The sequence below is a fragment of the Candidatus Contubernalis alkalaceticus genome (genome assembly GCF_022558445.1).
GTDB lineage: Bacteria > Bacillota > Dethiobacteria > SKNC01 > SKNC01 > Contubernalis > Contubernalis alkaliaceticus.
This window is the reverse complement of record NZ_CP054699.1, coordinates 1,172,661-1,197,473: the sequence shown is the minus strand read 5'-3', so window position 1 is coordinate 1,197,473 and position 24,813 is coordinate 1,172,661. Positions and strand designations below refer to the sequence as shown.

The 24,813-nt window shown below is 40.2% G+C and carries 24 protein-coding genes, 1 pseudogene, 1 riboswitch and 1 other annotated feature; of the genes and pseudogenes, 6 read left to right on the top strand and 19 right to left on the bottom strand.

Annotation, left to right across the window (positions count from 1 at the left end; genetic code table 11):
• Positions 1–117 precede the first annotated feature (117 nt).
• From HUE98_RS05685 to HUE98_RS05655, 7 genes are all read right to left on the bottom strand, one after another.
• The gene (locus HUE98_RS05685; protein WP_241422891.1) at positions 118–627 is read right to left on the bottom strand and encodes a chemotaxis protein CheW; all 510 of its coding nucleotides are present in this window, start codon (positions 625–627) and stop codon (positions 118–120) included.
• Between the two features lie 42 nt (positions 628–669).
• Positions 670–2,631 (bottom strand): methyl-accepting chemotaxis protein, encoded by a 1,962-nt coding sequence (locus tag HUE98_RS05680; RefSeq protein ID WP_241422890.1) that lies wholly within the window; start codon positions 2,629–2,631, stop codon positions 670–672.
• Positions 2,632–2,744: 113 nt separating this feature from the next.
• Positions 2,745–2,830, bottom strand: a riboswitch (cyclic di-GMP riboswitch).
• Positions 2,831–3,327: 497 nt separating this feature from the next.
• Positions 3,328–5,172 carry a sensor domain-containing diguanylate cyclase/phosphohydrolase gene (locus tag HUE98_RS05675; RefSeq protein WP_241422889.1) on the bottom strand — a complete coding sequence of 615 codons (1,845 nt, stop codon included), beginning with the start codon at positions 5,170–5,172 and terminating at the stop codon, positions 3,328–3,330.
• Positions 5,173–5,195: 23 nt separating this feature from the next.
• The gene (locus HUE98_RS05670; protein ID WP_241422888.1) at positions 5,196–6,278 is read right to left on the bottom strand and encodes an HD-GYP domain-containing protein; all 1,083 of its coding nucleotides are present in this window, start codon (positions 6,276–6,278) and stop codon (positions 5,196–5,198) included.
• A gap of 278 nt (positions 6,279–6,556) precedes the next feature.
• Entirely contained in the window at positions 6,557–7,021 is a 465-nt protein-coding gene (locus tag HUE98_RS05665) for a hypothetical protein (protein WP_241422887.1), read from the bottom strand.
• Between the two features lie 98 nt (positions 7,022–7,119).
• A complete protein-coding gene (locus HUE98_RS05660) occupies positions 7,120–7,311 on the bottom strand; it encodes a hypothetical protein (RefSeq protein ID WP_241422886.1) in 192 nt (63 codons plus the stop codon).
• Between the two features lie 36 nt (positions 7,312–7,347).
• Positions 7,348–7,521, bottom strand: coding sequence for a hypothetical protein (locus tag HUE98_RS05655; RefSeq protein ID WP_241422885.1), 174 nt, complete (start codon positions 7,519–7,521; stop codon positions 7,348–7,350).
• A 371-nt stretch (positions 7,522–7,892) separates the two neighbouring features.
• Between HUE98_RS05655 and HUE98_RS05650 the strand changes: the two genes are divergently transcribed.
• Complete coding sequence (locus HUE98_RS05650; protein WP_241422884.1) at positions 7,893–9,107, top strand: MFS transporter; 1,215 nt, start codon at positions 7,893–7,895, stop codon at positions 9,105–9,107.
• Here HUE98_RS05650 and HUE98_RS05645 read toward each other — a convergent pair.
• The 3 genes from HUE98_RS05645 to HUE98_RS05635 all read right to left on the bottom strand — a co-directional run bounded on the left by HUE98_RS05645 (position 9,097) and on the right by HUE98_RS05635 (position 11,441).
• Entirely contained in the window at positions 9,097–9,531 is a 435-nt protein-coding gene (locus HUE98_RS05645) for an RrF2 family transcriptional regulator (protein ID WP_241422883.1), read from the bottom strand. The two genes, HUE98_RS05650 and HUE98_RS05645, sit on opposite strands and share 11 nt — an antisense overlap.
• A gap of 158 nt (positions 9,532–9,689) precedes the next feature.
• Entirely contained in the window at positions 9,690–10,208 is a 519-nt protein-coding gene (locus tag HUE98_RS05640; RefSeq protein ID WP_241422882.1) for a DUF3231 family protein, read from the bottom strand.
• Positions 10,209–10,436: 228 nt separating this feature from the next.
• Complete coding sequence (locus HUE98_RS05635; protein ID WP_241422881.1) at positions 10,437–11,441, bottom strand: NAD(P)/FAD-dependent oxidoreductase; 1,005 nt, start codon at positions 11,439–11,441, stop codon at positions 10,437–10,439.
• Between the two features lie 155 nt (positions 11,442–11,596).
• Here HUE98_RS05635 and HUE98_RS05630 point away from each other — a divergent pair, with 155 nt between their 5' ends.
• A complete protein-coding gene (locus HUE98_RS05630; protein ID WP_241422880.1) occupies positions 11,597–12,784 on the top strand; it encodes an MFS transporter in 1,188 nt (395 codons plus the stop codon).
• Between the two features lie 23 nt (positions 12,785–12,807).
• On the opposite strand, the gene HUE98_RS05625 is transcribed toward HUE98_RS05630, so the two are convergent.
• Together HUE98_RS05625 and HUE98_RS05620 are read right to left on the bottom strand one after the other, a co-directional pair.
• Positions 12,808–14,001 (bottom strand): aminotransferase class I/II-fold pyridoxal phosphate-dependent enzyme, encoded by a 1,194-nt coding sequence (locus tag HUE98_RS05625; protein WP_241422879.1) that lies wholly within the window; start codon positions 13,999–14,001, stop codon positions 12,808–12,810.
• Positions 13,998–14,492 carry an Lrp/AsnC family transcriptional regulator gene (locus HUE98_RS05620; RefSeq protein WP_241422878.1) on the bottom strand — a complete coding sequence of 165 codons (495 nt, stop codon included), beginning with the start codon at positions 14,490–14,492 and terminating at the stop codon, positions 13,998–14,000. The genes HUE98_RS05625 and HUE98_RS05620 overlap by 4 nt, the downstream gene beginning before the upstream one ends.
• Before the next feature lie 54 nt (positions 14,493–14,546).
• Positions 14,547–14,775: a binding site (T-box leader), on the bottom strand.
• Positions 14,776–15,218: 443 nt separating this feature from the next.
• Here HUE98_RS05620 and HUE98_RS05615 point away from each other — a divergent pair.
• A complete protein-coding gene (locus HUE98_RS05615; RefSeq protein ID WP_241422877.1) occupies positions 15,219–16,595 on the top strand; it encodes a citrate/2-methylcitrate synthase in 1,377 nt (458 codons plus the stop codon).
• A gap of 177 nt (positions 16,596–16,772) precedes the next feature.
• Here HUE98_RS05615 and HUE98_RS05610 read toward each other — a convergent pair whose 3' ends face one another.
• Positions 16,773–17,942, bottom strand: a complete 1,170-nt coding sequence (locus HUE98_RS05610; RefSeq protein WP_241422876.1) for a polysaccharide deacetylase family protein — start codon at positions 17,940–17,942, stop codon at positions 16,773–16,775.
• Positions 17,943–18,074: 132 nt separating this feature from the next.
• Positions 18,075–19,829, bottom strand: a complete 1,755-nt coding sequence (locus HUE98_RS05605; RefSeq protein ID WP_241422875.1) for a putative glycoside hydrolase — start codon at positions 19,827–19,829, stop codon at positions 18,075–18,077.
• A gap of 417 nt (positions 19,830–20,246) precedes the next feature.
• On the opposite strand from HUE98_RS05605, the pseudogene HUE98_RS05600 reads away from it, so the two are divergent.
• Positions 20,247–20,555, top strand: a pseudogene (locus HUE98_RS05600) (arsenate reductase family protein); the annotation flags it as partial.
• 207 nt (positions 20,556–20,762) lie between these two features.
• On the opposite strand, the gene HUE98_RS05595 reads toward HUE98_RS05600, so the two are convergent.
• The gene (locus tag HUE98_RS05595; protein ID WP_241422873.1) at positions 20,763–21,038 is read right to left on the bottom strand and encodes an acylphosphatase; all 276 of its coding nucleotides are present in this window, start codon (positions 21,036–21,038) and stop codon (positions 20,763–20,765) included.
• Between the two features lie 183 nt (positions 21,039–21,221).
• Between HUE98_RS05595 and HUE98_RS05590 the strand changes: the two genes are divergently transcribed.
• On the top strand, positions 21,222–21,674 hold the full coding sequence (locus tag HUE98_RS05590) for an FMN-binding protein (RefSeq protein WP_241422872.1): 453 nt from the start codon (positions 21,222–21,224) through the stop codon (positions 21,672–21,674).
• A 76-nt stretch (positions 21,675–21,750) separates the two neighbouring features.
• On the opposite strand, the gene HUE98_RS05585 is transcribed toward HUE98_RS05590, so the two are convergent.
• Together HUE98_RS05585 and HUE98_RS05580 are read right to left on the bottom strand one after the other, a co-directional pair.
• Complete coding sequence (locus HUE98_RS05585) at positions 21,751–21,996, bottom strand: hypothetical protein (RefSeq protein ID WP_241422871.1); 246 nt, start codon at positions 21,994–21,996, stop codon at positions 21,751–21,753.
• A gap of 29 nt (positions 21,997–22,025) precedes the next feature.
• Complete coding sequence (locus HUE98_RS05580) at positions 22,026–23,126, bottom strand: DUF3179 domain-containing protein (protein WP_241422870.1); 1,101 nt, start codon at positions 23,124–23,126, stop codon at positions 22,026–22,028.
• A gap of 142 nt (positions 23,127–23,268) precedes the next feature.
• On the opposite strand from HUE98_RS05580, the gene HUE98_RS05575 reads away from it, so the two are divergent.
• The gene (locus tag HUE98_RS05575; RefSeq protein ID WP_241422869.1) at positions 23,269–23,406 is read left to right on the top strand and encodes a hypothetical protein; all 138 of its coding nucleotides are present in this window, start codon (positions 23,269–23,271) and stop codon (positions 23,404–23,406) included.
• Between the two features lie 147 nt (positions 23,407–23,553).
• On the opposite strand, the gene HUE98_RS05570 is transcribed toward HUE98_RS05575, so the two are convergent.
• Positions 23,554–24,405, bottom strand: coding sequence for an MBL fold metallo-hydrolase (locus tag HUE98_RS05570; RefSeq protein ID WP_241422868.1), 852 nt, complete (start codon positions 24,403–24,405; stop codon positions 23,554–23,556).
• Between the two features lie 144 nt (positions 24,406–24,549).
• A complete protein-coding gene (locus HUE98_RS05565) occupies positions 24,550–24,741 on the bottom strand; it encodes a hypothetical protein (RefSeq protein WP_241422867.1) in 192 nt (63 codons plus the stop codon).
• Positions 24,742–24,813: the final 72 nt, after the last annotated feature.

Below are 24,813 nucleotides of genomic sequence, written 5' to 3'. Positions count from 1 at the left end.
AAACACAAATTATTAAAAACAAAAATATGAATTTACAAAAAAAGAGCAGAGGTTAAAGCCTCTGCTCCGGCTGATGCAATAAACTTATTTCTTCTCTAAATTGATAAAATATTTTACTTACTGCCCTGCCATTTCTTCTTTTAAAATTTCATTGCCGGCCTTTAATTCTTCTAACGATAGGATTTCTGAAGAGTTTAAGATGTTTTCCATTCCCAGAAGAATAATCAGGCGGTCATCATACCTGGCAATTCCCTCTAAAAAGTTCTTTGAGCCTGTTACCCCACTTAGAGAGTACTGTATATCACTATCTGCAACCTGCAGCACTTCTGTTACTGCATCCACTATGAGGCCTGTTTGATGACCGTTTATTTCTACGATGATAATTCTACTGTCACTGGTTCTGCATTCAGGCAAATTAAAACGTCTGCACAGGTCAATTACCGGTATTACTGTATTTCTTATATTAACTACTCCCTCTATAAAATCACTGGCGTGGGGTAATGAGGTTATGGGCAACAGTTTCAAAATTTCTTTGACACTATATATCCCGATGGCGTATTCTTCTTCCCTCAGCTTAAAAACTACAAACTGCTTATACTCTAAACCGGCTTTATTTTCAGTGTTCATAAATAACCTCCTCCTATGACTTTGTTTCCTTTTACTTTTAGCTTACGCCTGGTCATATTTAAAACGTTCCATGGATTTATAAAGCTCATCGGCAGAATTCCGTAAATCTTCTGCGGTTGCAGTAATCTCTTCCATGGAAGAGGACTGTTCCTCTGTAGAGGCTGCAATCTCCTGGCTTCCGGAACTAATCTGCTCCGCTGCCACAGTAACTTCAGTAATTTTTTCTACGATTCTCTGTACTTCTCCCACGATTTGGTTGAAGGTTTCACTGTTGGACATGATGACATCGGAACCTTCCCGGACTTTTTCTACCCCTTTGTCCATGCTTTCTACCGCACGGCCTGTCTCCTCCTGGGTTTCCTTGATTAATGCGGTGATGTCTACGGCAGCTTTTCCTGTCTGCTCTGCCAGCTTACGAACTTCTTCCGCTACCACCGCAAAACCCCGGCCCTGTTCTCCGGCCCGGGCGGCTTCTATGGCAGCATTCAAGGCCAAAAGGTTGGTCTGGTCTGCTACGGCGGTAATCATGCTGACTATATTTCCGATTTCTGAGGAACGGTTGTCCAGGCCTTCGATAATACTCCGCAGGCCCTCCACCATGTCATTAATATCCTTCATTTGAGTTACAGCATTTTTTATAGCTTCGGCACCTTCTGCGGCGCTCTCTGACACCTCTCTAGATATGTCAGCCATCTCCTGAGCACCGGTGCTGAGCTCCTGGCTGTTGCCGGCGAACTGGTTTGTGGTAGCGGCCACCTGCTCTAAGGTTGCGCTGGTGGACTCAGCGGCAGAAGATAATCCCTCGCTGGAATCCTTTACTCCCTGTGCTGTTTCGACTGCCTGCCGTATCAACTGGGATAGATTTGAATTCATGGTATTAAAGGCATTGGCCAGCTGACCGATTTCGTCTTTACGGTTCATTTCGGTCTGCACGGTGAAGTCCCCTTGGGCTACTTGATTGGCAATCTTAGTAATTTTTTGAATGGGATTGGCAATGCTGAGAGCTATGAAATACCCTAAAACAGCCACCATTAAGGCAGAGATGACAGCAACCATTACCATTAAGTTACGTAATATATCAACCCCGGCAAAGGCTTCCGCCTGGTCAATCATTACGACTAGGCCCATGGGCATGTCCCCTAGTTCTAGAACCTCTACAGTTCCCAAAACTGCATTACCCATGGTGTTTACATATTCACCTTGGGCACTGAAATCCAGGCTTCCGGAACTGATGGGTGCTGACAATACCTGTGCAGGCCAGGTAGTAACAGTCTGCTGCAGCACGGCTCCCTGGGATAATTCCCCATGCCTGAGGTTGCTGTGCAGCAGACCGTTAGAATCCACAAGGTAAGCATCCGCTGTTGACCCCAGATTCTCAAGTCCGTTATGAACTAACTGGTCAATTCCTTGAGCATTTACAGAAATGTTAAATGTACCAATTATGCTTCCCGATTGACCATCGCTTCTGACGGGAGATACGGCGGTCATAATGTTATCTAGAGCGACGTTGGAATAAAACAGGTCAGACCAGGCTACACGGCCGGCCAGGCCATCTTGAACATACTGCCGATCGGATAAATCAGCCCCCAAAAAATTGTTATCGGTGTTGGTGGTATATACCACTCTTCCGGTGGGGTCTGTTAAATAAAACAAGGCATAACCCATCTCTGCCAAAACCGCGCTGCTTATATCATCTAAAATCTCTACCCTTTCAAGCCAACGGGGGTCCTGGGTGTCCCATTCCACTTCACTTAAAATATTCATGCTCTGGTATACATCTCGGGTGGCAGCCAGCACCACAGCGTTATTTTTTACATCGTTAAAATAGGTGTCTAACTGTTCTTGTACCAGGCCGGCGTACATGTAATTGGCTGCTTCAATTTCCTCCTGAATGTTTGCACTGGCGCTGTTGTAAGAAATTACACTGATTGCAATAACCGGTACTAACCCGACCAATAAAAATAAAGAGATTAATTTAATTTTAAGGCTCATTTTTTTAAACATAAGATACTTCCCCTCCAATGAATTTAAAATAGTGCAAAAATAAAAAAACATGGCAGCGCCAGTTTTCTAAAAGCAAAAATTATAATTAGAAGAAACTATAATCTTTAGGAAAAGCTGGCAACCGGCTGTCTTCAGCATAAAAAGCTTTAGACCCTTGGTTTTGCGTCCCTGGTTTTCACCAGGTTTGCCTTTTTCAACTTATATATTATATTTTAACAGTTAAGCCTATCCCCCCTCATTCCAAATCAAATTCAAACCATGTCTAAAAGATTATTTGTTATGCCATAATATTCTAATATAATATATTCTATTAATACACAATATTTCCTTGTTGTATTTTGTCATTATATAAAAAAAAATGTCTAAAGATATTATTTGCTGTTACTAACAACAACGCATGCCCTTATAAACAAGTTTTATAAAAACGTCAATATTTAAGATAAAAAAACCATTATAAGTATTTTTATTGTTTTTTGCCCATTCAACTGCAATCCAAACTAATGTAATTGGTTTAGATTGCTAAAATGTTATATTAATGGATTATATTCTACAATTAAACATTATTTCCTTGTTACAATTTGTGGTAATTTTAGAATTTTTGTCGAAGAAATGACAAAGCCCCACCTACGCTAACGCTTAGAGGTGGGGATCTTATACCCTGAAAAAAAGAGATAAATTATTCCATATATATCTTAATCATTTTTCCAATACAGTGTTCTCTTCTAAAACCGCTAGAAAAACCTCCACCAACTCCGGATCAAACTGGCTTCCAGCACACCTTTTAACTTCAGCCGCAGCTTCTATTTGTGATAAAGGTTTTTTATAAGGTCTTCCGTTGGTCATTACATCATAGGCATCAACAATGGCTGTGATCCGAGCCAATAAAGGAATCTGCTGCTTTCTTAATCCTTCAGGGTAACCCTGCCCATCCCAGCGTTCATGATGGGAGATAATATCTTTTGCAACATGGGCAAATTCTTCCGTAGAACGAGCTATTCGATACCCTGTTTCAGGGTGCTTCTTAATAGCTGTCCATTCTTCTTCGGTTAAACTGTCCTTTTTCGTTAGGATTTCCTCAGAAATAGTAATTTTGCCTATATCATGCAGATAAATAAGAAGAGTTAACCTGTCCAATTCTGTTTCCGATAGATTAAACTTTTTGCCAATTTTTAAAGCCATATCCTGCATACGCCGGGCATGTTCCTCTGTCTCATAACTCTTTTCTTCCAGGGTTTTCAGTAGAGCATTTAGCACCGAACTCCTGACACTTCTACTTTCAGCCAGCTTATGTTTATACATATTGTCTTCAGCCTGTTTTAAAATCTCCGCAAGACAATCCTTCTCCCCCATCTGCTTACAAGCAATACCTAAGGCTATAGATAGAGGCACCGTTTTAACAAATGTTTTTTCACAATAAGATATAATTCTTTTACATATTCCCAGAGCATCTTCCTTTGTAACTTGGGGCAGAAGGACTACAAATTCATCCCCCCCCCAGCGGGCTATTATATCTTCTTGGCGGCAGGATTTCCTGAGGATATCAGCAGTACTTATCAGCATCTCGTCCCCTACACTGTGTCCATAGGTATCATTTACTAATTTAAGGCCGTTTAAATCCCCCATTATTATACTGATAGGCAGCTGACGGTCTGTATCCAACCTCTGCATTTCTTGCTCCATATATGCCCGATTATAAAGCCCCGTAGTAATGTCATGAAAACTTATGTAACGAATCTTATCTTCTGCCAGCTTACGCTCAGTAATGTTAACAGCAGCTAACAAAATACCGTCTACCTCTCCAGTAAGGTCATACAACGGCGCCAGGGAAAGGCTGACAAAGATAGGTGAACCGTCTTTCCTGAAACAATTTAATTCAAAATCATTAATTGATTTTCTCTCTACAATTACTTTGTTGCATTGATCATAAATACTGTTATGGATATCATACATGAAAAGGGAAACATCTTTTTCCAGCACTTCTTTTTCCGACCAACCAAAAATCCGTTCTGCCGCAGAGCTCCAGCTCTTCACCATGTGCAAAGAATTAAGGGAAATAAAAGCTACCGGTGAAGCATGGATTAATCCCCTGTACTTTTCTCCAATTTCCTGTAGTGCTTTCTTGGATTCCCTGTATTTGGTTACATCAGTTCCAGTCATAACAAAATATTTTATCGTGCCGTCCAGCTCCAACAAAACATTATAAGTCCAAAGTATTGTATAGATTAAACCATCTATTCCAATAAACTGTGTCTCTGATTCAAAGGGGTAATCTATCGGCTCCAAACTCATAAAGAAGGCTTTGTAGAGTTCTCTTTCCTCCGGCAGACAAAAAACATCCCAGTAATCCTTTTCTTTTGCCTCAGAAAAAGCAAGCCCGGTAATACTTTCACAGGCACGGTTATAACGAATGATCTTACCCCAATTATTGAGAACAATAACCAGGCTGCTGATGGTATCGTTCACAGCAGAAATGAAATCCCGTTCTTCCTGAAGGGTAAGTTTCTCTATATATTTATTATCTTTATCCCGATCAGCTTCCATACATCTTCCCCCTCCAGTAGACTTTATTCCTTTACTTTGACAATAGTTAAATCTAACACTCTTGACAAATCAATATCGTAGGGAGCAGGATGAGATGCCAGATCCTCCCCTGTATATAATATCCTGACTACGGGCCGCAAGGTAAAGCCCGGAGTATTAGCGATTACCAACCCGCTTTCCCCATTATTTAAGAATACGTGAAAACCTACAGGGTAAGCAGCTATGTTTGCAAGAAAGTGATTTAATATATTTAAATCGAAGAGTTCCCCCCCCCAGGAAAAAAGCATTTCTACCGCCTGATGGGGCTGAAAAGCCTTTCGATAAGGCCTGTCTGAAGTGAGAGCATCATAAACATCTGCAACAGCCAAAATTTGGGCCAGGGGATTAATGTTTTTACCTCTAAGCCCCTGGGGGTAACCCTTTCCTTGATACCGTTCATGATGTTGTAAAATTATTGCCCCTGACACAGAAGAAAAAAAAGAGGTTTTCTTAAAAATTTCATAACCGTAAAATGGATGATTTTTAATGGTTTCGTATTCATCATTTGTCAAGTCACCGGGCTTTTGCAAAATATTTTCCGGTACAGCGGCTAACCCTATATCGTGAAGCAGGGCACCTGTAGCCAGGCTTTTTAAAGATGCAGTGTCGTATTTCATTTTAACTGCCACAAGAGTTGCCAGCACACAACAATTGACACTATGTGCAAACTTATAGTCATCTTTACACCGAATATCCATTAATTGAGCCAGCATTTCTTTATTGTCTAGAAGTTCCTCTACAATTTTAGAAACCGTTTGAAGTATTTTTTCACCTTTAACATTAAGCCCTTTTTTTTGAATTTTGGAACTCTTTACCTCTTTCATACAGTCCTTAATCAATGAACAGGCTTCACGGCGAGTATCTTCGCTAATTACATCACATAATACTACATCATCCATTCTGCTGTCCTCTACATAAATATAATTTACACCCAGGCGTTTCAAGTAGGTAAGGTACTGGGGTTTAATCTTCACCCTGGCATGCAGTAAAACCTGACCTGCACTACCAGAAATAGTTTTACCCAAAACCATTCCAGGCTGAGCTGAGTCTAATGAAATTCTGCGCATAGAAGCCTCCTTTCTACATATTTTGCAGTAGTGTATTAATTATATGGTATTTTTATGAAAATGTTAACTACTATATAAAAAAATATTTCTATAAACATTATAAATAGTGCTGTGAGATAAGTTAAACAAAAGAGCCCCGGCGTTACAATTTATTTAGCAGCCGGGGCATGGATAACACTCCATTTATCAAAGCAGGGCTTCCCAGTCTATCCAAACCCATAATTTATAATAATTATTCGATACCTACGCTTATTTTCCCTCTTAATCTGACAATTAATTTAATCTTGGTTATAATTAACCTCTGCACTATTACTGGATCCATTTTGGTTGCAATTTATAATAAACAGTAATAATCTTATGCCGAGGTCCTTAAGGATTACTTCCTTAGACATACTAAGATTGGCCAGAAATTCAGCTGTTTTTTCCACATCAAAGTCTTTTAAAGAAACTGACCCTTTCTCGTCATTAGCTAGATACTGGCTCAATTCCTCCTGAAAAATATTGGCTGATCCATTCTGATTAACATTATAAATCCATAAAACAACAGTTTTTAAATCAGTTTTCTTTTCTTTTTCTAAATTATCACAGATAATTGGCCCCTGCTTTTTTCCCTTATTAATGCCGTATCTATTATCGCTGTATCTATTATTATTGAAGGAATTTGACCCTGTAAAAATTATGCAATCAGAGGTTTGACTCTCCCCGTGAGATGAGCCCCGGGTACTGTCCTTTCGTGCCCTCACTTACTTCTCATTCCTTTCTTATTAAATGCGGAGCATTCTTCTAATAAATACTTTAACAGAACTATTTAGAAAAGATAAAAGCAGGGAATATTAATTATTTAATCATTGGAAGTAGCAGTATTAGCCGAACCGTTTTGATTTATATTTTCACACTTTGATTTGGCACCGGCGGCTGCAGAGGCAGCTGCCGCCAAACCGGCAGCTGCCGCAATGGGTAACTGAATCTGGTTATCTTCAATATCTATAAACTGCCTGAAAACTTCCATAAATTTTACATATTCCTCAGACATTTTATTCCCCCCTTTTATAATTTGAAAAACCAAAAATTAACCTTGATTTTCGCCGGGATTAAAAGCATTATTAGCAGCCCCGTTTTGATTAATATTTTTACATTTGGACTTGGCAGCAGAAGCTGCAGCGGCGGCGGCGGCAAAAATTGCTGCCGCTGCAATGGGCACCTGAACCTGATTATCATCAAATAGTCTTTCTTTGTCTGACATATAAAGCCCTCCCTTCCATTATTAATCTCTTTTTTTAGGGTATAAGGCCCACACCTCTAAGCGTTAGCGTAGGTGGGGCTTAAAATCTGGTGGAGTAAAGTCTCCACCAGATTCCCCGATGTTTCAGCTTGCTGAAACGAGTTCACTCTTATAAAAAACATGCTCATTCCCTGCTCTTATCCAATACCATTATAGTTTTTGAGTTCATTTTTGCTACATTATCATGCCATATTAATTTATAAAATGATTTGCATGCTTCTTAGATAAAGAAAGAAGCTGCTTAAATCTAAATATTCTTTTTACTTCACATCATGCTATATTCCTGTTAAAATTTATCTAATGGTTAAATAGAAAGGCCGGGTGTTTTCGGCGTGATTTTAGAAAAGAATACTGAGGAACTTAAAGAAGAAAAAAAAAGAAGGAAAACGTTTATTAATTTGGGCCTTCTATTCGGGGCTGCTTTCATTGTTTTTATAAATTTCAGTTCATCTCTGACGGTGCTGCCTTTATATGTCCTGGAACTAGGGGGCACAGAATTTGTATCGGGCCTACAAAACACAATATTTTTTCTTGCAGCTATTTTTTTGCGTTTTTATTTTGGTCCCCTGGCAGACAGTAATGGCAGAAAACTTCCTTTAATAATTGGGGCTTTTGCTTTTGCCACCGCACCGCTTTTATTTTTAGTAAGCAACAGCCTATGGATGCTGCTTCTTTCCCGTGTTTATCAGGCTGTGGGCCTGGCTGCCTTTTTTTCCAGCAGCACTTCTCTGGTAGCCGACCTGGCTCCAGAAAATAAGAAGGGTACCTATATCAGTTCTTTCCGTATTCTCATGAGCCTGGCTCTTCTCACGGGGCCGACGGGCTCTATGATTCTGGTCAACCAATATGGTTACAGCATATGGTTTATATCCAGCTTTTCCATAGGTTTATTGGGGATTATTTTAACTGCACTCCTTACCCCCCCCACCCTGGTTAAAATTGATAAAATTGGCTCCTGGCAGCGATATAAGCTGGTTCTTATGAATTCTAAGTTAAGGTTAATACTACAAGGGGTTACATTGGTGGCTATCTGTATAGGAGCTCTTTTGACCTACGCCATTATTCATGTCTCCCGGTCCACAGAGCTGGCCAATCCTGCAGTTTATTTTACCTATTATGCCCTGGCAGGCATAACGGCCAATATATTTGTTGGCCGTCTCTCAGACCGACTGGGCCGACAGGCTGTACTATGGCCTGCTATTATACTTTCGGGCCTTGGGCTTATACTTTTATTTTTCCTTCCAAACCGGAGTGAAATTTTAATGTTCAGCAGCCTGTTATCGGGAATTGGAACAGCCGGCAGTATCTCCGTTGGTTATGCCTGGGTTGTAGACACCATAGAAGAAAAAATGAGAGCCACTGCTCTGGCTCTCCTGGAAAGTGTTATCGATTCATCTATCGCTTTGGGATCCTTCTTCTTTGGATTGTTAGGCACCTGGATAGGCCTGGGGTCAACCTTCGGTCTTACCGGACTGCTGGTAACCGCAGCAGGAGTTCTGTTTTTCTTAGGAAGTATAATTTCAAAGAATAAAAGTTCTATGACATAGATTTACGTTGTTCCAATATCAACTTATCTTTAACCAGATCTGCAATGGTGGTGTTTTTAACCACCTCTTGAATTCCATGCTGAATATTCTTCCACAAGGGGAATAGAGGACAACTTTCACTTTGACTACAGCTCCTGTCAGCAAACAGGCAATCCTTCACCGTCAGCCTGTTGTCTAAGGCTTCCATTACCTCCAGTACCGTCAATTCCCCAGGAACCGCAGAAATTCTAAGGCCACCCCCAGGCCCTCGACTGGAAATGACCCAACCTTTCTTAGTTAAAACCGAAGTAATTTGAGGCATAAAATTTGTTGGTATTCCACACTTTTCTGCAATATGTCTGGAAGGAATTAATCCCTGATCCTGTGCATTAACTAATTCTATCAAAATTTTTAATGCATATTCCAATTTGTTTCCTATGAGCATCTAACATCACCATCGTTTCCGCTATAAAATTACTTAGTTTATTACTTATTATATATCTCAAAATATTCCCTGTCAAGGAAACCAGAGTGTTTTTAACAAAAAAAAGACCTGCCAGGAGGGCAGGGCAACATTATTTTCCATTATTTCTTTTCTATGTCTTAAGCAAATTCCCGGACTCTTTCATGAATAGGAGGTATTACCATCCACCCCTTATCCTTGTTTAAGCGTAGAAGCCTGAGTCCATGCTGAGCCTTATTCATATGAAACTGACCAAACATAGCTCCAACATCCTCTCTAACAGAAATACCCATAATCTCACTGCAGGAAAGAAGGCCGCCGGCTATATCCATAGCTACAGCACCGGATATTTCCGGGTCATTAATCCTGGCCCCCGCAGGAATATCTTCCAGTGATGCTTTAGCTTTTTCTGGGGGAGCCGGGGGAAGTGCAATTCCAGTTACCTTTAATAATTCTTGTGTTTTTTCAATTTCTGGCCTTAAAACATTTTCAATCATGTCCCCAAGAAAATTCTTTAATTCTTTATCCCCTGCATGATTTATATAGGTTTGATAAGCAGACAATAATCCTTGAGAGACTAAAAGGTACGTCCAAATTCCGAACGCTTCTCCATAATGCAAATGGTCATTTTTACTTTTGTCATCGTTTAGGATACCCATTTTATACCTCCATCTTTTTTTAAAGGTTATATCCTTAGTATTTATTTTAACTGATGAAACTATACGATTAAATATTCCCTAAAACCAATTTCGCAGCCAATATTTTTCAAAGGCTATTTTTCCCCAGTAGGCAATTCGTGTGGGCCGTAATAGAGTGACAAAGGGTTTTGGTTTCACATAGTAACGTACGGTAGAATAACGGGCTCGACCGAACCCGGTGGCCATAAGTCACAAACCTTTGGCAGTGTAACGAAATTCTGGTTTTTCCCCCTTTAAAATACAGGCAATATTCCTGGCTACCACTTCAGCCTGGTAATGAGCAAATATACCCGCCTTAGGAGCCAAAGTATTGATCACAGGCAGCCTCAAAGCTGTGGCATCCCCCACGGCAAATATTTGTTTGTTATCTGTTTCCAAGGTAGTGGGATCCACTTTAATCCAGCCGCCCTCCTCCACCAAACCGCTGCTGTGAAGCACCTGAGGGCCCCAATGTGACGGAATACCCAAAAAAAGGTCTGCTTCCACAGAGACCCCCTGATCCAAATTAAGTTTCTTGTTCACAGGGTCCAGGGACAAAACCTTTGCTTCGGTAGTCAACTTAATATTTCGCTGTTCCATCATACGACGGACACTCTCCCCAACCTTTGGCCCTGCCAGAGGTTCTGGAGAAGTTTCAGGAGTAAACACCGATATCTCTATCTTTTCCCGAAGCCCCCTCTCTCGGAAATAATTATCCAGCAAAAAGCTCGTCTCATAGGGAGCAGGGGGACACGAAAAAGGAAGGCTTGAAATAAACAAAACAATTTTTCCATTTTTAAAATTTTTTAGTATTTTTTGAAGGCTAATTAAATCGTCAAAGTTGTAGATATTATATGCTGTTTCTGTGAACCCCGGGACGGTTTCCGGATGGTGTTCCACTCCTAAAGATATGATTAAATAATCATATTTCATGGGCCCTTGATCTGTAATCACCTTGCTTTCTTCAGGAGTTACTCCCTCTACGCGGGCCTGGTAATATTTAACGCCTTTTCTTTCCAGCCTCTCCAATTTACGGGTAATATCCCCAGGTTTTCTTTTGTTTACCAGGAGATGGGGGTATGCTGATTGAAAAACATGCTTATCTTTTTGGTCAATCAGCTTGATATTGTGCTTTTTTTTGTCCAGAGTTTTGCTTAAAACATTGGCAGCAACGATTCCCCCAATACCGCCGCCTAATATCAAAATATCACTCATTTGTAAAGCCCCCATTAGAAATATTATTTTTTAAAGCTTTTCCATAGGATTTTAGAAATATACGAAAAAGAAAGTACCCTTATTTTGGCACTTATTATTACTTACAGTATTGAAAAAAATAAATTATAAATGCTCTACAAATGAGGACATTATCCATGCAAAAACAACATAAGAATAATAAAATCCTGCTGGTATTAAGTACTGTGCCCTTTCTCATGGTTTTAGGGAATTCCATGTTAATCCCGGAATTTAACACCATTAAAAACATACTGGGAATAAATCAACTGCAGGTAGGACTTTTGATAACTTTTTTTTCAGCATCTGCTGCTATTACCATTCCCTTTGTAGGCTATTTTTCCGATCTATGGGGCAGAAAAAACATAATTGTACCCGGGATACTTTTATATGGTCTGGGAGGGATTCTTTCCGGTACGGCAGCTGCCTTAGTTCAAAACCCATACTACTACATTCTGGCAGGCCGGGTGGTCCAGGGAGTAGGTGCTGCAGGAACAGCCCCCATTGCTATGGCTTTGGCCGGCGATCTATTCCCTATAGAAGAACGCAGCGAAAGTATGGGGGCTATGGAAGCTGCCAACGGGTTAGGAAAAGCAATAAGCCCAATCATAGGATCAGCTACAGCACTATTGGTATGGTATGCTATTTTTTTCTCCTATGCCTTACTTTCCATTCCCATTGCCCTGATGATCTGGTTTTGGGTAAAAGAACCCCTTGAAGTAAAATCTAAAAATAGCATTAACTATTTTCAGGATATAAATCTGCTTTTTATAGATAAAGGTATTTACCTTTTGATAAATTTTACAGGAGGGTTGATGGTGCTCCTTATGCTTTTCGGTGCCCTTTCCTTTAGCTCCGATATTATTGTTAATAATTTTGACCTTTGGGGGATCAGCAGAGGTTTAATCCTTTCGGTTCCTCTCCTAAGCCTTGGTGTCACCGCTTACCTGACAGGACTATATTTGAAAAAGAAAACTCTTTTTTTTAGACATTCTTTTCTTTTGGGCTTTATCATTTTAAGTTTTTCCATGTTTATCTTCCCCCTTTGCATTGAAAGCCCCATTATCTTTCCTGTAATGCTTGGACTGTTGGGTGTAGGAAGCGGTCTGGTGCTCCCGGCCACAAATACCATGATTACCGGGGCTTCCAAAAGCAGTCAGAGGGGCAGTGTTACTGCACTCTATGGAAGTGCCCGGTTTATAGGTATTGCCCTGGGGCCCCCGGTATTTTCTCTTCTACAAATGGGAGACACTCATATGTTTTCCCTTGCCGCCGGGTTATCTCTGCTGATAGGCATCCTGGGTTTTTACTACTTGAAGGAAAAGTAAAAGCCCGCCTGAAGGCGGGCTTTTTATTGGGCTGCGCAGACATTTTTCTTTTTTTGATGCTTAATAATAAAATTTTGAATTCTTTCCAAAGCCTCGGTAATTTCTTGCAGAGACGCAGCATAGGAACAGCGCACATAACCTTCACCACAATTTCCAAAAGCATTTCCCGGTACCACGGCAACCTTTTCTTCTTTCAATAGTGCTTCACAAAAGGTTTCAGAGGTCATGCCGATAGATTTTATAGAGGGAAACACGTAAAAAGCTCCTTGAGGTTCAAAACAGGAAATCCCAATCTCCCTTAAACCATTCACCATAAGGTTTCTTCGTTGATCATACTGCTCAGCCATTCTTCTCACTTCTTCTTCCCCGTTTTTCAACGCTTCTAAAGCTGCCATCTGTCCCATAACCGGGGCACACATGATGGTGTACTGATGTATTTTTAACATGGCTCCAATAATCTCCTCCGGGGCGGCAGCGTATCCGATCCTCCAACCGGTCATAGCAAAAGATTTAGAAAAACCATTAACAACCACAGTGCGTTCCTTCATGCCCAGCAGTGAGGAAAAGGAAACATGTTCTCCTTCATACGTCAGTTCACTGTATATTTCATCGGAGATAACCAAAAGATCATGCTTCTCCACAATTCTGGAGATTTCTAATAATTCTCTCCTGTTCATTATGGCTCCGGTAGGATTATTGGGGTAACACAGAAGAAGCACCTTACTCTTTTCTGTAATAGCATTTTGCAGGTCCTCCGGTTTCAGCTTAAACTGATTTGACTCCCGGGTGACAACAGTTTTGGGGATTCCCCCAGCCATTATGGTACAAGGCTTATAAGAAACAAAACAGGGCTCGGGTATAATTACTTCATCTCCAATTTCCAGGACACACCGCAGAGCAATATCAACTGCTTCACTGACCCCTACAGTTACTAAAATTTCTCTATCATAATCATATAAAGTTCCATGCTTCCTTTCCAAATAACTGCTTATTTCCCGGCGAAGTTCCGGCAGCCCACAGTTAGAAGTATAATTGGTGTATCCCTTTTCCAGAGAATACACACTGGCTTCCCGAATATGCCAGGGAGTCACAAAGTCCGGCTCTCCCACCCCCAAAGAGATAATCCCCTTTACCCCGCTGGCCAGATCAAAAAACTTTCGGATGCCTGACGTCGGAAGCTGTTGAATATCTTTTTTAATAAAAGGCCTTCTGCTCATGGGCTCACCACCAGCCTGTGGTCTTTATTGTCTTCTTCAAAAATAATTCCATCCTGTTTATATTTCTTTAATACAAAATAGGTTGCTGTACTTTGAACATTATCCAGGGAAGCTAATTTCTCAGCCACAAAGAAGGCTACCTTTTTCATAGATGTACCTTCAATCATGACATGTAAATCGTGGCTTCCCGACATCAGGTAAACACTTTTAACCTCCGGAAACCTGCGAATTCTTTCAGCTATCTCATCAAAACCCACATCCCGCTGTGGCGTTACTTTAACATCAATAATAGCTGTAACATTATCATTGTTACCCGCCTTTTCCCAATCTACTAAAGTTACATAGCCAAGAATAATCTTCGCCTCTTCCAGTTCCTTTATCATTTCTTTTACATTATCTTCTGTCAACTTCAACATGGTAGCCAGGGTCTTTGTGGTCACTCTATGATTTTGTTCCAAGGTCTGTAAAAGACGAGTTTTCACATCATCCATTATTTGTGTCAGCTCCTTATAAAAAAATTCAAAAAACAAAAAACCCCTCTTCCCAACAGGGACGAGAGATTACCCGCGGTACCACCCTTATTGATTCAGGGTTAATCCTGAATCCTCTTTATTCCTCAAAAAAGTCTAGATAACGGCCAGCTGCCGTGGCGATTTACTTTATTCAATCGCCCACTCAAGGATGGCTTTCCTCTACAGTCCATACTGTCTTGCACCCTCCGACAGCTCTCTGGGTAAGAAACTGCAGATTACTCTTTCCTCTCATCGTTTTTTAATATAATGGGTAAAGGATACCATAATACAAACTATAATGTCAATAATCATTGAAAAGAAAACCCTAGAAATACTTTCCTTTTTAGCAATTTAACAATATATGGATAAACGAACCTTGTTCCTCCGGCAAAAACATACGGATTACCCTAAAAAAATGATACTGCCTTAAAAAACACCCTATGTTACCCATGCAACACCTATGGCACTTTTAAATCACCTTTGGGGCACCTTTGAAAACCGGGGCACCTTTGAAAACCGAAAAAGAATTTTATTTTATCCCTATTATCAAAGGCAAAAATATGATATAATTGGCTCAATATTATGTTCTGTAATCTCTTTTTATGTTACCAACATAATATCAGTACAAAGGCCATGCCTCATAAACTGATATATATGTTAATCTTTCATATAAAATATTTTGCATTAAAAAGGAGGCCTTAATATATGAAATCAAAACTTGATATTTTTGTAGCGAATGAAACTTTTTTTAATGAACTATCTTCGAAGGCTCAGCAAAACAACCAAATCGACCCCCAGTTATACAAGGACAGTGGGGCAAAACAAGGGCTGAGAAATGTGGATGGCACCGGGGTTCTGATTGGTTTTTCTAAAGTTGGTGAGGTGCAAGCCTATAGTCAGGATGATAATGGTGAAAAGATTCCCATGGAAGGACGACTTTTCTATAGGGGAATTGAAATTACAGACCTGGTAAAAGGATATCAAAATGAACAAAGGCACGGGTTCGAAGAAGTCTGTTATCTGCTCCTCTTCGGCAGTCTTCCCAACAAAAATCAGCTTCTTCAGTTCAAAGAAACACTGGGCAAAAACCGAACGTTACCTGATGGTTTCACTGAAGACATGATTCTTAAAGCCCCCAGCAGTGACATTATGAATAAATTAGCCAGAAATGTACTCACCTGCTACTCCTATGACAGCAATCCCGAAGACAACAGCCTCTCCAATGTTTTAAGGCAATCCATTGAGCTGATAGCTGAATTTCCTACCATGTCCGCCTATGGGTACCAGGCCAAAGTACATTTTTATGACCAGATGAGCCTGTTCATCCATATCCCGGATCCAGAATTATCTACATCGGAGAATTTTCTTCACCTTATTCGACCAAACAATCGATATACTAAACTGGAGGCAGAAGTTTTAGACCTGTGCCTGGTACTGCATGCGGAACACGGCGGAGGAAACAATTCTACCTTTACTGCACGGGTGGTAACCTCCACAGATACAGATACATATTCAGCTATTGCCGCCGCAGTAGGTTCTCTCAAAGGGCCCAAACATGGAGGAGCCAATATCAAGGTCACTCAGATGATGGAGGACATCAAGCAAAATGTAAAAGATTGGAACAACGAAAAAGAATTGGAAGACTACCTGGCGAAGATAATAAAGAAAGAAGCTTTTGACCGCACCGGCTTACTTTATGGAATTGGACATGCTGTCTATACCCTGTCTGACCCCAGAGCTATATTACTAAAGGAAAAAGCAAAGGAACTGGCCAAGGAAAAACACCTGGAGGAAGAATTCAACCTTTACTGTTCCATAGAAAAATTAGCTCCTCAAGTTTTTTCCGAAATTAACAAAGACGTCCGGACTATAGTACCTAATGTTGATTTCTATTCCGGTTTCGTCTACAAGATGCTGAACATTCCCCTGGAACTGTATACACCCATTTTTGCCATGTCCAGAGTCGCCGGATGGTGCGCCCACCGGATCGAAGAGCTGGTAAATAGTGGTAAAATTATCCGCCCGGCCTATAAAAACATCATAGAAAAAAGCAGTTTCATACCACTGGAACAAAGAACATAAATTACGAAAAAACATTCTCACGTGAACTCGTTTCAGAAAGCTGAAACATCGGGGAATTAATTGAGACTTTATACTCTAAAAAACAAGATATTAAAAAAAATAACCCGGCCTCCCGGGTTATTTTTTTTTATGGAACAAATCTGTTTTTACCTTCTATTTTAAAAAAATCATTATTACCTATGTCTCCTCACTTAAATCTTCTTCATCAACTGCGTAAAAAATTACTTCCCGTTCCCCCACCACCTCCGGAGACAGCTTGTGTCGTTGATCTTCCGGTGCAGTCAGGGTGCTTGTACTGCCATCACTGACGTAACGGCGGTCAGGATACGTTTCAAAATAAGAAAGCCAGTCATACAGGCCTACTTCTTCAACTTTCGTCTCGCTGGCTCTTATTCTAGGCAGCCGGTAGGGGTCCAAGGCTATACTAAATGGCGAAGGCGCCGGTCGATAGCCAACCAATAGAACCGCTTCGTTTTCAAAGTTAAACCCTTCGTATTCCCCCTGCTTCACCAGGTCATTATCCTGAGGGAAAATCCCAAAAGGAAGTGCCAGACTTCGCACCTGATAACCAGGAAGAATCTCCTGGGTTTTCCGTGCATGCTGTGCCAGCTCCTTTTCAACTTCTTCCGAACTGATTTTAGATAGGTTGGCATGAGTATAACTGTGGTTACCAATATCATAACCGTTTTCCCGTAAGTATTCCAGTTTGTCCTCAATGTATTCACTCTGACGGAAGGGCAGTGGATAATAGATATAGAAAGTAGCGGCACGACCAAAGTCAGGATTTTCAAGGTAAAAATCCTCCAATATTCCTACAGCACACTCAGGGTCAATGATTGGCCCGTTATCTCCCTCTATATAGTTAAACTGCCCTTGAGTCCCATCATCAAAGGTCAATATCACCGGACTTGTGCCCAAGGGTATATCTATTTCTCCCCGCACATAATCCAGCAGGCTGACCGTTCTATAACCCTGGCTATAAAGCTCTTCTAAATCCCTCTGAAAGTTTTCTGGGGTACGGGTCCATTCACTCTCAGGGTAACCAATTCGGTGATACATTAAAATCATAACTTCCCCCAGTTCGTTGGGCTGGAATAAACTCAGCTCTTCCCTGGTAAGATTACGGGAGACATCTAATTCCTCTCCCTGTTGAGAATTAACTCCCTCATTCTTTTCATTATTTTCTAAAGAAGATTCCCCGGGTTTCCCTTTAAAGCCAGGAATCAATGAATCAACATTTTCCTGTGATTTATCCTGGCTGGGAGTAACCATTTCACAACCAACGGCGAGCATAATAAACAATGTTAATAACATAAACAAATGCATAATAATCACAGTCTTTTTCATAGATTTATATCTCCTCATTAAAATCCATGGAATTATTCTACTCTTTCCCGAAAGGTTACTAGTTTACCTGGTGATTGTGCCATGCAACAGCCACCGGCCCAAAACATTTTTGTTCACTTGAAGGACGACAAGTTAATTATTAGTGTCCTGCTCTTCTTCCATCGTAGCTTCCGGGATAAATGCCAATGTCTCTATGAACTCTGTCGGTGGTTTTACCCTCCATATCATATTTTCCTTATACACTTCAAAATTTTTCCCCTTTGTTATAAGTTCATTGCCATCAATGGTAATGGTGAAATCCAAACTAAATACTTTCCCCTCAGAGAGATTATCCCGGGCGATTATATCATAGGAAGTAAGTCTGCCGGTCCATTGACCTACCCACTCCCGAAACTGGTGGTGATCATAAGAAAAACCTGTAGACTGATAGACCATTGCTTCACGCCAGTCTTTTCTACGCACCGATTCCAAATACTCTTCCAGAGCTTTCTCAGCAGTGTGACCCAAAACATCATGTCCCTTTTGTTCCCGATCGCTTTTTATTTTTTCTTCATTTATAAGAGCCTCCTCAGGGGATAGAAAAGCATCAGGCTGATACCTGTTTCCTGCATTCCAGATTAAATATTCGTCAATGCCCAACTCCAGGGCAGCATCGATCTGAGCCCTGACCTCTTGGGGGCCGTAAGGTATATTTCCCCGAATCCAGGAAGCTGTAAAACTTTGCAGCCACGGCCGGATTATTCCAGGATTTTCCATGTGTGCATTACGCTTAATAGCATCATTAAGGGCATGAGTTACAGTTCCAGCGGGATGAGCATCAGGCACGTCAAACCCAAAGTAACCACTTCCGTAATGACTGGGATAAATCATGGGACAGTTGTAATCTACAAGGGGAGCAATCTTCTCCCAGGTCTGGCCAATCTTATCGGTGTCTCCCCAAGATGTAGCAATTACACCAAAAACATCCGCAGCGATATACACATTATATTCCTCCAGCTGCTTCTGAGCATAAGTTAGAAAGTCCTGTATGGCTTTATCCTTTGGTTTTCCGTCTTCTCCAGGATAGTATGCCTCCCGGTCTACCCGATGAGCATTTTCCGGAAACCTAACATAATCAAACTGTATTTCCTGAAAACCCATGAGAGCTGCTTCCTTGGCAATAGCAATATTATAATCCCAGACGTTTTTATTATAAGGATTTACCCAGCCCATTCCTTTATTATCTCTCCAGACACCCCCCTGGTTTTTCTGGATAGCCCATTCCGGTTTAAACTCCGGAAGCAGGGGGTCTCTAAATACCACCACCCGGGCTATGGTATAAATACCCTTTTCTTTAAGCATAGCAACCACCTCCTGCATATCCTTAACAGGAGCAGATTTATTAGCACCGGACTGGATAAGAATATCAATTTCACTGCGATAGGTCATTAACCCATGGTCATTTTTCACATCTATAACCATGGCGTTTAATTCAGTAGCTGCCACCATATCTAAAAGCCGCTCAAACCGACTGGTTAACCCTACGGAGTTACCGGTGACATAGATGCCCTTGGCTTTTACAGGAGGGTTGTCCTCCTGTTCTAATGGAGGAAGCGGCACAAAGAAATGTCCCAAGTCTACCCTTAAGGCCTCTTCCCGCAATTTCCTCTCTTCCTCTAATTTCTTCTGCAGTTCTCTCTCCTCTTCTTCAACGCGCAGACGTTCTTCTTCCGGATCTTCTTCTTGAACTACCCCTTCACCCTCTTTTACATCTTCAGATTGAAAGTCTTCAGTTCCAGTTTCAGTTGATAGAGAACATCCCTGGAGACAAAAAGGAATAAAAATTGCAATTACTAAAATGCTTATCAATATAGCCTTATGGCCTTTACCAACAGGAACATATTTCACTATTATCTCTCCTCTTACGACAATTATTTACTTATACTGTATTTCAGGTTAGGGGTTAAAGTCAAACGATGTTTAATAAGTATAGATACTGTATAAGACCATAAGCCTGTCTTATAGTTACCGTTATTTTGCATAATCTTAGATTAAAAGAATGTTCTCAAAATATACCTGCTCATTACTCCCAAGAATTATGATTTTTAGGCCTTTATTTAGTTTTTTTAACCCTATGAAAATTTTTACATTATTATCTTTAGTAAAAAATAACATGTTCCCAAAACAACTGCAATCAGGTTAAGGAATTAGAATTTGCGTGAATTATTTCAATCATGATATAATTTACTCATTAAAATTATAACAAAGGAGGAATGTTGATTGCTTACATTTTACTGTTTCCCTGCTTGAAGAACCTGTCAAAAGGCAAAAGCGTGGCTTTTGGAAAAACAGATGGATTTTGAATACCGAAATATTTTAAAAGCACCTCTGTCAGAGGAGGAACTTCTGGGATTGGCAAACCTGGGCGGTATTTCCATAGTAGACCTTATTAATAAAAAAAGTAAAGGGTTTAAAGATCTTAAGATTGACCCATTAAAAATTTCAATAAATGAAGCCGTAAACATTATAATGGAAAATCCTCGCACCATGATTAGACCCCTTTTTTCTGATGGTTCCAGTATAGTAACAGGTTTTAAAGAGAAGGAAGTAGAAGTTTTAGCAGCTTCACAATAGTAAATTACCCGGCACTGGAAATTAAACTGTTCTGCGGATAGAATGTGTACAAGATGTATTGGTAAAAATTAAAAGGAGATGATTTATATATGAAGAACAAAGTAAGTTACTTAATGATTTCTCTTATTTTAACAGGATTAATGTTACTTTTAAGCGGATGCGGCGGCAGCGGCTGATAATATCGTTAAGGGAGCTGGTTCAGCTCCCTTAACGAATACGAAATTTCTTATATTCTTTAGCCGGGCACTGCCAATCCTCCTCTACCTCCGTCACTCGAGCCCGAGGAGGACCATGCTTTGCCCAATTAACAACCTTTTTAACATCCTCTTTCCTTCCCTGTAAAACAGCTTCCACCCGGCTATCGGGAAGATTTCTGGCCCATCCCGTAACATTATTTTTTAAAGCCTCTTCCTTTAAACTCTTCCTAAAATATACCCCCTGGACCAGACCATTTATAAATACATGCACGCTGACTCTCTCCAAAACGATTCTTCCACCTTCCTATTAATCTCTATTACAATTTTATTTTTGTTAGATCAAATTTGGAACCAAAATAATCGGGAATTAATTAATCTTATTTAATTTTTTTAACATTAAGAGGTTTAAAAAAGTATATATAGAATTTATCATTATAAGTATATACTATTTTTTAGGAGGGTTAAAAAAATGAAGCCAAGCAAAACGTTCATTTGTCTGCTATCCATTCTCTTAATAGGTGCTCTGGTTATGATGGCAGGTTGTGGAGAAACTACGCCAGATACTAAAGATGCCCCGGAAACTGAAGATGTTAAGGAAACCGAGGATATTGAAGATGCTGAGGACACTGAAGATGCCGTAGATAATGACATTGAGGAAGGTAGTCAGGTGTATACCGGTGAAGCTGAAGGTGGACACGGGCCGGTTATTGTAGAAGTAACTATGGATGACGGTAAAATTGTTAGCATTGAAGTGATTGAAGAAAATGAAACCAAAGGCCTGGGAGACGCAGCTTTTGAAGAACTTATCCCTAAAATCATCGAAGCTCAAAGTACTGAAGGAATAGACACCGTAAGCGGTGCTACAGTAAGTTCCAACGCACTTTTTGAAGCAGTAGATGAAGCTGTAGCAAAATCAAAATAGGCTTCTGTCAAGAGCGTGATAAATGCCGGGCTTTTCCAGCTCGGCTTTTTTTCATGCCCATTTACAATAAGACTTTCTACCTACCATGCCCTTTAACTTTATCATTCCCCAGGTCATCCAAATCTAAATCCAAAGGTTCAACTTCACAGTTACAGCTGGAACAGTCAACTAAACCTAAACCCAGATTCTTATAGGATTTTTTAAAATGCGGCCGACCTTTACCACACCGGGAACATTTTTCTTCAGGTTGAAATAAAAACCACAGCAAAGCCGCTAAACCGCCAACCATACTAATGATTAAGACCAATATTATGTTTTCCATAAGTATCCTTTCATTTAATTCATAATTATTTAACTTAAAATTTGTACCAGTTCCTCCGAATATATCTTCGTTTCAGGAAATAAAGTGGACCAGGCGAACCAAAAGGTATCATGGTGTTTTATTATTTCCAGCTCCTTTCCCTCTAATCTTCCCGTTAAACATTTCCCCAGCATAGACCAGTTACTTTCTGTTTCCCTATCCTTAAATCCTTCTTCTCCGGCATAAAAATGTAACCGCTTCCCCTCCAGGTAAGGGCAAAAAACTGCCGCGGAACCAATGTCCCTGGAAAAAGAGATAGATGCAGCATCCAGAGGAGAATTTGTGCCCCGTGAATAAAAAACAACCACTTCCAACCCCCAGAGTTCATCATGAATAACCCGTCGGTAATCTCCACCAAAAAGAGAATAGGGATAAGCTATCTTCCCCAGGTCATGAGAAACACCAACTATCTTTTCCTTAGGGAGAATCCTGTTGTCCAACTCCCCAAGAAAAAGAAGAGGGCGTTCATCGGGGCGCCCATATCTAACATATGGATTCCTGCCATATTTCCTTCTATGTCCTGTATATCTAGATAAAACCTCTCCCTTAGGATATGACTTCCTGTACTCCCTAAAAGAAGTTACCAAAACCGGCAGTAGTTCCATTTTGGCTGCGGCCATTTCCCCTCTAATACATAGACCTGAATAATGAAGCCAATATGAGCCGGTTTGACGGTCATAATATACTGAAGTACCTTTAAAAAGCTTCCCTGTTGTACCGAATTCTAAGTCATTACCCAGAATGTGCCTGTCCATAGCCACCACACTGTTAGACATAACACTGTAAGTTACAGCCACCGCCCTCCCATCTAGAAAGTCATTTACAATTTCATGCCAAATTAGTATTTGAAGTGGATATGCCTTAACCTCTCTTTTTCCTCTCAAAACAATCACGGGATCTCTATTGCTTAACCATTCCTCCACTTTATCGTTCTTTAAAAATATAGGGTTGTCAATAGAAGGGATCCCATCTGGAGGAGGTCCCCCATCTGTTAATTCCCTGATATCAATCAGAGAGTCATCAGCTGCAATAGGTTTTACAACGGCTGCAGCGATAAAAGCAAAGCCGACTATTAAAAGCAGTATATCCAAAAACAGACACCCCTAAATAAAACAAAATTTTGTTTCTTTATTATTTGAAAAACTTACCTCACTTATACAACTGCATTCTAAAATCACTGTAGTTTATTTTTAAAATCATTGGGAATACTAAAATAAAAATGAGGTGGTTTATATGGATTCCAAAGAAGATGTCAGGGAAAATGAAGTAGCTTCCCATGCTATAAAATACGGATCCTGGCTGTTAGGCCTCATAATTGTTCTGTATTTTGTTTCCAGGCACGTCTTTCCCTTTATCCAGGGCCTTTTTTAAGCATAGGCAAATATTACCAGGTGTCAATCTATTTCCTCCCCTATTCTCCAGTGTATCTCACTTAATATATTTTGTATAACTTTGAACAGTATTAAAAAATTTTAAAAATGCCCGGGTTTTTTAAATAAAACCGGGCATTTTTGTCCTTTACAAATTATCTCCTATTTCCTGAATTACTTTTTCAATGTTTTTAGTATGTTCTGGCATCAAAACTTCACCAATATAATCTCCCTTGTATCTTACTTCCCTTAATACCGAGTGAATCTCAGCTGTGGCCAGTCCCTGACAATAGTATTCTCTAATATTTACCATAAGATTGTCCAAATAGTCTATATCCTGCTCTACCCTTTTTTTCATTTCTTCCTTTTTGCCTGTCCAATTTCCATGCCCCGGAACCAAAAAATTAATATCATACTGTTCCAACAATGAACCGGCCAGCTGCAAGGTTTCTTTGTAATGCTGTGCATTGTAATGAATAAAGGGAAATTCCTGATCAGAAAGGGTATCCCCAGATAGCAGGACCCCTCTGTTTTTTAACACCACAAACAGGGAGTCTCGGGTATGACCGGGAGCAGCAAATAACGCCAAGGTTTCATTTTTTAAGGAAATTTCTAAGCTGTCTTTAAATGTGACTTCGGGGACAGGAAAACGAAAATCCAAACGAGTAATTCCCCGTTCCTTATCAGCTTCCTCCAGGTATTGAAACTGCTCTCCCTGAAAACACCTTAAAAAATTTTCCTGAGCGATTTCTTTTGCCAGTGGAAACTGCTGCCCCCCTACAATATGGTCAAAGTCAGAATGAGTATATATCAAGTAACTTTGGCCAGGGGGGCCCCCCTGTTCCTTTAAAAAATCATCTATCTCTCCTAATTCATCCGGCGAATAACCAGGGTCTATAAGAACACATTCCTCTTCATTATGCATTATTCCTGAGTTTAATTCCCAGTAAGAACTTTTAAAAACATAAAAATTTTCCCCCAGAGACATTAATTCAGACATTTTAATTCCCCCTCCAGAACAGATTATCTGTCCATAATATTCTAACAATTTTAATTATACTATCATATTATACCACTCTTTGAGAAACATTTTGAGCCTATAAAGTTAAAAACAGCACTTTTTCAAGTGCTGTAATTTGAATCATCAGTCTATCATCTCCAGACATTTATCCATACTCTTATACACTAATTTACCCAGCCGAGCCTTACAGTTAACGCAAGAATAAGAGCAGTTATAGTCTTTTGCCGGACAGAATTCAATATAATTGTCCACCAACTGAAATATTTCTTTAAAAGTCTGCTTATATAAAAGGCGCTGCTCAAAATCAACAGTCATACATTTTTCCTCCTTTGTACTCTTATTATGAGTTCAGCGCCTATTTTTATACAAGCTTCTTTTTAAATATTG